A 5,208-nucleotide genomic window follows, 5' to 3' on the forward strand; every position below is an offset into this window, starting at 1 on the left:
TGTTCGAGAATTCGGGCGCCCGAACTGTCGACCTCCCCACCTACGCCTTCCAACGCAAGCGTTACTGGCTCGACGGAGTCCACCCCTCCCTCGCGGTCGGCACGGCCTCCGCACCCAGCGCCGACGAACCGCCGTCGAAACCCTCCTTCCCGCTGCGTCAGAGCCTCCTGAGCATCCCGCGCGAGGAGCGGGAGGACGTGCTGCTGCGGGGGGTGTGCGCCGAGGTCGCGGCCATCCTCGACTACACGCCGGAGGACGAGGTTCACCCGGATGCCCTCTTCGCCGAGCTGGGATTCGACTCCCTGACCGTGGTGGAGCTGTGCGAGCGCCTCAAGGCGGCCACCGGTCTGCCCCTGACCGCGGATCTCCTCTTCAGCCATCCGGCACCGAGCCTCCTGGCCAAGTACCTCCTCCAAATGCTCGACGAGCCCGGCATGTTGGAGTCGTACGGTGTCAGCGGCGACGCGGACCGCAGTCTGCGTGACCTCTTCCGTGCCGCCTGTGCCGAAGGGCAGATGGAGGCCGGCCTCGATCTCCTGGAGTCGGCGGCCAGGCTCAGGGACGCGCGGCAGTCTCCGGACCGCGCCCTCGCCGCCCCCGCCCCGATGGTCTTCAGCCGCACCGGCGACCCGGTCGCCCCCGCACTGATCTGCTTCCCTTCCGTGGTGGCGCCGTCGAACGCCTTCCAGTTCGCCCGCTTCGCCGCCGCGTTCCGCGATGCCTACCCGCTCACCGTGCTGCCGCATCCGGGCTTCGAGGAGGGGGAACCGCTGCCCGCGTCCCTGGGCGAGCTGGTCGCCGACCGGGCCGACGCGGTACGGGGGTGTGCGGACGGCCGGGACACCGTGCTCGTCGGCTACTCCTCCGGCGGCTGGGTCGCCCACGCCGTGGCCGAGCACCTGGCGCGAGCCGGGGAGCCCGTCCGCGCGGTGGTGCTGCTGGACTCCCATCTGCCGGGCAGCCAGGGGCTCGCCGACATTCAGCAGATCCTGCTCGGCGGCGACCACACGATCGAAGCGGAGCGCTTCGGGCGGATCAACGACGCCCAACTCACGGCAATGGCTCGCTACTTGAAGTTCTTCGCGAAGTGGCGTCCCACTGCGGCACACGCGCCGACGCTCCAGCTGACCGCGGAACGCCATGTGCCCGCCGGACCCCGGGCGGGCCGGCCCGTGGCCGCGCATCTGAGGCCGGCTTGGCCCGTCCCGCACTCCAGTTTCGAGGTGGGGGCCGCCGACCATCTGTCCATGATCCAAGAGTCCGCCGCGTCGACCGCCCGGCCGGTCCTGCGCTGGCTGGCCGACCAAGGAGCCCACAGGATGAAGCAGGAGGGACACGCGTGAGCGGAATGTCGAATGTGGTGGACTTGCTGAACCCGGAGTTCACCCAGGAGCCGTACGCGATCTACGAGGACATGCGGGCCGAGGCGCCGGCCCACCGGGTCGTGGTGAAGACCCTGACCACCGAACTGCACGCCTGGGTGGTGACCCGCTATGAGGCGGCGCGCTCGCTTCTGGCCGACCCCCGGCTCTCCAAGGACGCCGCGGAGCTGCCGCGCATCGTGGAGCGCAACAAGGTCAGCGCCGAGCCCGTGCAGCTCGCGAACTTCAAGAGCATGCTCTTCAGCGACCCGCCGGACCATACCCGGCTGCGCCGCATCATGGGCAAGGCGTTCACGATGCGACGCGTACAGCAGCTCAGGCCCCGTATCGAGCGGGCCACCGACCAGCTCCTCGACCGTATCGCCCCGGGCGAGGACGTCGACCTAGTGGATGCGCTGTCGCTGCCCCTGCCGATCACAGTGATCGGGGAACTGCTCGGCATACCCGGCGACCGGCGCGACGACTTCCGTTCCTGGAACGCCACGCTGACCAGCGTCACCGCGACCATGCAGGACAAGATGCAGGCCCATGTGGCCGCCACGGCCTACCTGCGGGACTTCATCGCGTACAAGCGCGATAGGCCGGGCGACGACCTGGTCAGCGCGCTGCTCCAGGCCGACGACGGCGAGCAGCGGCTGGACGAGGGCGAGTTGCTGTCGACCATCTTCCTGGTGATGAACGCGGGCTACGAGACGACCGCGAGTATGATCAGCAACTCGGTGTACGCGCTGCTGCAGGACCCCGAACAGCAGGAGCGGCTGCGGTCGCAGCCGCAGGGCGTCCCGGCTGCGGTGGAGGAGTTCCTGCGCTTCGAGAGCCCGCTCAACCTGGCCACGGTCCGCTACACCCTGGAGCCGGTCGAGATCGACGGGCTGACCATTCCCCGGGACGACATCGTCTTCATCTCCCTGGCCGCGGCCAACCGCGACGCCGCCCGCTTCAGCGAGCCCGACGCGCTCGACACCTCTCGCTCCGCCAACAGCCATCTCGCCTTCGGTCACGGCATCCATCACTGCCTGGGGGCTCCGCTGGCCCGTATGGAGGGCGAGATCGCGCTGAGCCGGCTGCTCGCGCGGTTCCCGACCTGGCGGCTGGCGGTCGGCGAGGAATCCCTGCGCTGGCGCGACAGCCTCCAGTTCCGGACACTGGAACGCCTTCCCGTCCGGCTGAGCTGATCGCCGGAGGGAAGACCTCAACGGGGCGTGGGACTGCTTCGCCGACGACGGCGTATGGATCCTCTCGAAGGGCGACGGGCCCCGGCACCACACTCCACAAGCAGGAGATCCGGGCGCACATCGAAAAGACAAACGAGGTGTCCAAACAGATGACGGCCTAGGCCTGGAGGGCGTGTCCGAGGAGCCCGTCTTCCTCGTGAACGGCGGACAGCCTCGTCGAATGGGCTGTCCGTCGTGGGGCACGTTTGTTGCCGACGGTTTCGCGTGACCACGGTGACCGACCCGCACCACATCACCGCAACTCGCGAGCGGTCCTGAACGGTTACCCGTTCATCTCGACACCCCTTCCCCTTCCCTTCCTGCTCGGATTACCTAGATGTTCGAAATATACTGGCGTGCCTCCGAGGAAACCCCTAATAACCCGTGTTCCGATCCTGGCTACGCCCTGCGGCCTCGCCGGAAAAGCAGACCACGGTTTCCTAGGGGTTGTGGTCCGAAGTAGCCGACATAAGGTTTCGGAAGTGGTGGGCAGTTGAAGGAGGACTCTGATGGTGATGACGAAGGTCGCAGTTCTTCGTGACAAGGCCGGAGCGAGTTCGACGCGGAGCTCTTCGGCATTTCCCCCTGAAAAGCCGACTTCACGGATCAGCAGCGCCTGCTGCTGGAACTCGGAGGCACTCGAAGCCGCCCTCTTACACCTCGCCGACCTCGCCAACAGTGAACTCACCTGCGCCGTGGGCGTGTTCGTCGGCGTCAACATCGACGACTACGCCAAGTATCCGTTGCAGAGCTCCGCCTTGGCTGTCGGCGCCCACCACGCCCTGACCGGTATCAGCGCGGTCTCATCGCGAACCGCCTCTCGTACGTTCTCGGTCTGCGTGGCCCCGGCATGACGGTCGACACCGCCCAATCCTTCTCCTTGGTCGCCCTGCACCTGGCCTGCGAAAGCCCGCGCTGCGGCGAGCCCCGGCCGGCAGTCCCGGCGGCCTCAGCCTCATCCTCATCGCCGAGAGGGCCGTCACCGCCGCCAAGTGGAGCGGCCTCTCTTCCGACGGCCGCTGCCCCGACAAGGACCTGCCGCCGACGCAACAGCCTGCAGTCCCGGACCCTGGAGTGCCCTCCGATCTCTTCGGGGATACGGGCTCGCAGTCCCCCACCATCCGCTTCACCCGATCTCTGCCCGACCAGCAAGCGACCGCATCAGCAGACATCCGTATCCGGAGGTATTCCGCATGAGCGACAACGCAGTGAGCCGCTTCTTCGAACTCGGTGCAAAGGAGGACATCGACGGGGCGTGGAAGTGCTTCGCCGAAGACGGGGTGTGGGTCACCTCGGACGGCCCGGAACCGGGGCGCACGCTCCGAGGCCGGGAGATCCGCGATCTGATCGAGGAGATGAACGAGCAGGCGCATCAGATCCGAGCCCAGGGGATGGACGGCGTTTTCGAGAAGCCCGTCTTCCTTGCCAACGGAGACCAGGCCGTCGTCGAGTGGTCGCTGCGCAAAGAGGACGGAACCATCGTCCAGCGGGGAATCGACCTCTTTACCCTTCGTGACGACAAGATCCTGGTCAAGGACGTCTTCCGCAAGGCCTGACGTCCGGCTGACACCAGCCTGACGCCCCGTCCGGATACCGCCCGCCGCCCTGCCTGGGCTGCGGTTGGGGCGCAGCGCGAGTTGAGCCTCCACTCAGTTTTTCCCAGAATGCCAGGAAACCCCGCCGTAGCGGGAGCAGCGACACAGGGAGATGGAGTGCAACGAGCGTATTGTCGGACTGTCCCGCCATGAGGTTACGACTTGGCCGCGGCCATGCAGGGCGGGTAGCCCTTTGCCCGGAGCCAGGCGTCTACCGCCAGAGCCACGATGTCTCCGTGTGGTACTCCGGTGTCGGCGTTGTATCGGCGGATCCGGCGCTGGAGCTAAAGGACTTCTGGGACGGCGTAGTTGAGTTGTCCGCGTTTGGTGTGCCGGTTCCTGATGACGTCGAGAGTGTTCGGGTGCGGCGTAAGGGCGTCGTCGGTTGGTTGGAATTCGGCTTCGAGTGCGTCAGCGATTTCACGCAGTCGGCGGGCGTAGGGAGAGTGGTCAGACAAGAGAGTTGCTCCAGTCGGTCCGGCTAGGCGGAGAGCTATCCGCCTATTGGGCTATTGGAATAGTCGGCACGAGGGGCGGCCGCACCCAGGGTGGGCCCGGCCGCCCCTGCGCTTCGGTGGGGTTCAGAACCCGCGGGCGGTGAGCCACTCGTCCAGCGCGACCGAGACGATGTCGCCGATGGGCAAGTGGTCGAGTTCGTTGTCCAGAGCGAAGCGCTTGATCCGCTTCCTCAGCTTCAGCGCGGCAGGGACCGACGAGTCGAGGCTCTCGCGCGGAATGATGCGCTGGTTGAGAACGACGGCGGTCTCGGGAATGTTCTTGGGGCGACCGGGCCCCTGAGCCAACGGCGGTACTTCGCTGGGGGTTGCCTGCGATCGAATGTCCCGTTCCTGGTGAGCCCCTGGACCCTCGGTCCTCACCGGGAACGCCGTACCGCGCGAGACTGGAGGAACTGCCGGGCGAACCGCCACCTCGGCGGTCGGAGCCGTATCAGAAGCCGCGGATGAAGTTCCACCGTTGATCTGGACAGCCTGATACTGGGACGGATGAGTCCCGGAG

5 protein-coding genes and 1 pseudogene are annotated in these 5,208 nt (G+C 67.2%); 5 read left to right on the top strand and 1 reads right to left on the bottom strand.

Features of this window, described 5'->3' with window-relative positions:
- The 5 genes and pseudogenes from ACFSL4_RS34570 to ACFSL4_RS34590 form a co-directional block, all read left to right on the top strand.
- Nucleotides 1–1,343 (top strand): thioesterase domain-containing protein (locus ACFSL4_RS34570; protein WP_381091723.1); only part of this gene is annotated, 1,343 nt, incomplete at its 5' end.
- Nucleotides 1,344–1,348: 5 nt separating this feature from the next.
- On the top strand, nucleotides 1,349–2,557 hold the full coding sequence (locus tag ACFSL4_RS34575; protein WP_381091731.1) for a cytochrome P450 family protein: 1,209 nt from the start codon (nucleotides 1,349–1,351) through the stop codon (nucleotides 2,555–2,557).
- A 548-nt stretch (nucleotides 2,558–3,105) separates the two neighbouring features.
- Complete coding sequence (locus ACFSL4_RS34580; RefSeq protein WP_381091725.1) at nucleotides 3,106–3,450, top strand: hypothetical protein; 345 nt, start codon at nucleotides 3,106–3,108, stop codon at nucleotides 3,448–3,450.
- Nucleotides 3,447–3,506: pseudogene (locus ACFSL4_RS34585) on the top strand (hypothetical protein); the annotation flags it as partial. The gene ACFSL4_RS34580 and the pseudogene ACFSL4_RS34585, both read left to right, overlap by 4 nt.
- A gap of 283 nt (nucleotides 3,507–3,789) precedes the next feature.
- Nucleotides 3,790–4,152: a nuclear transport factor 2 family protein gene (locus ACFSL4_RS34590; protein WP_381091727.1), complete on the top strand. Its 363-nt coding sequence runs from the start codon at nucleotides 3,790–3,792 to the stop codon at nucleotides 4,150–4,152.
- Nucleotides 4,153–4,772: 620 nt separating this feature from the next.
- On the opposite strand, the gene ACFSL4_RS34595 is transcribed toward ACFSL4_RS34590, so the two are convergent.
- Nucleotides 4,773–4,994 carry a hypothetical protein gene (locus ACFSL4_RS34595; RefSeq protein ID WP_381091729.1) on the bottom strand — a complete coding sequence of 74 codons (222 nt, stop codon included), beginning with the start codon at nucleotides 4,992–4,994 and terminating at the stop codon, nucleotides 4,773–4,775.
- Nucleotides 4,995–5,208: the final 214 nt, after the last annotated feature.

This window comes from Streptomyces caeni, from assembly GCF_042678285.1.
GTDB lineage: Bacteria > Actinomycetota > Actinomycetes > Streptomycetales > Streptomycetaceae > Streptomyces > Streptomyces caeni.

Excerpts from the sequence above, each read along its gene's own strand:
- ACFSL4_RS34575 (WP_381091731.1), top strand. The coding sequence starts at position 1,349 with ATGTCGAATGTGGTGGACTTGCTGAACCCGGAGTTCACCCAGGAGCCG.
- ACFSL4_RS34580 (WP_381091725.1), top strand. The coding sequence starts at position 3,106 with ATGGTGATGACGAAGGTCGCAGTTCTTCGTGACAAGGCCGGAGCGAGT.
- ACFSL4_RS34590 (WP_381091727.1), top strand. The coding sequence starts at position 3,790 with ATGAGCGACAACGCAGTGAGCCGCTTCTTCGAACTCGGTGCAAAGGAG.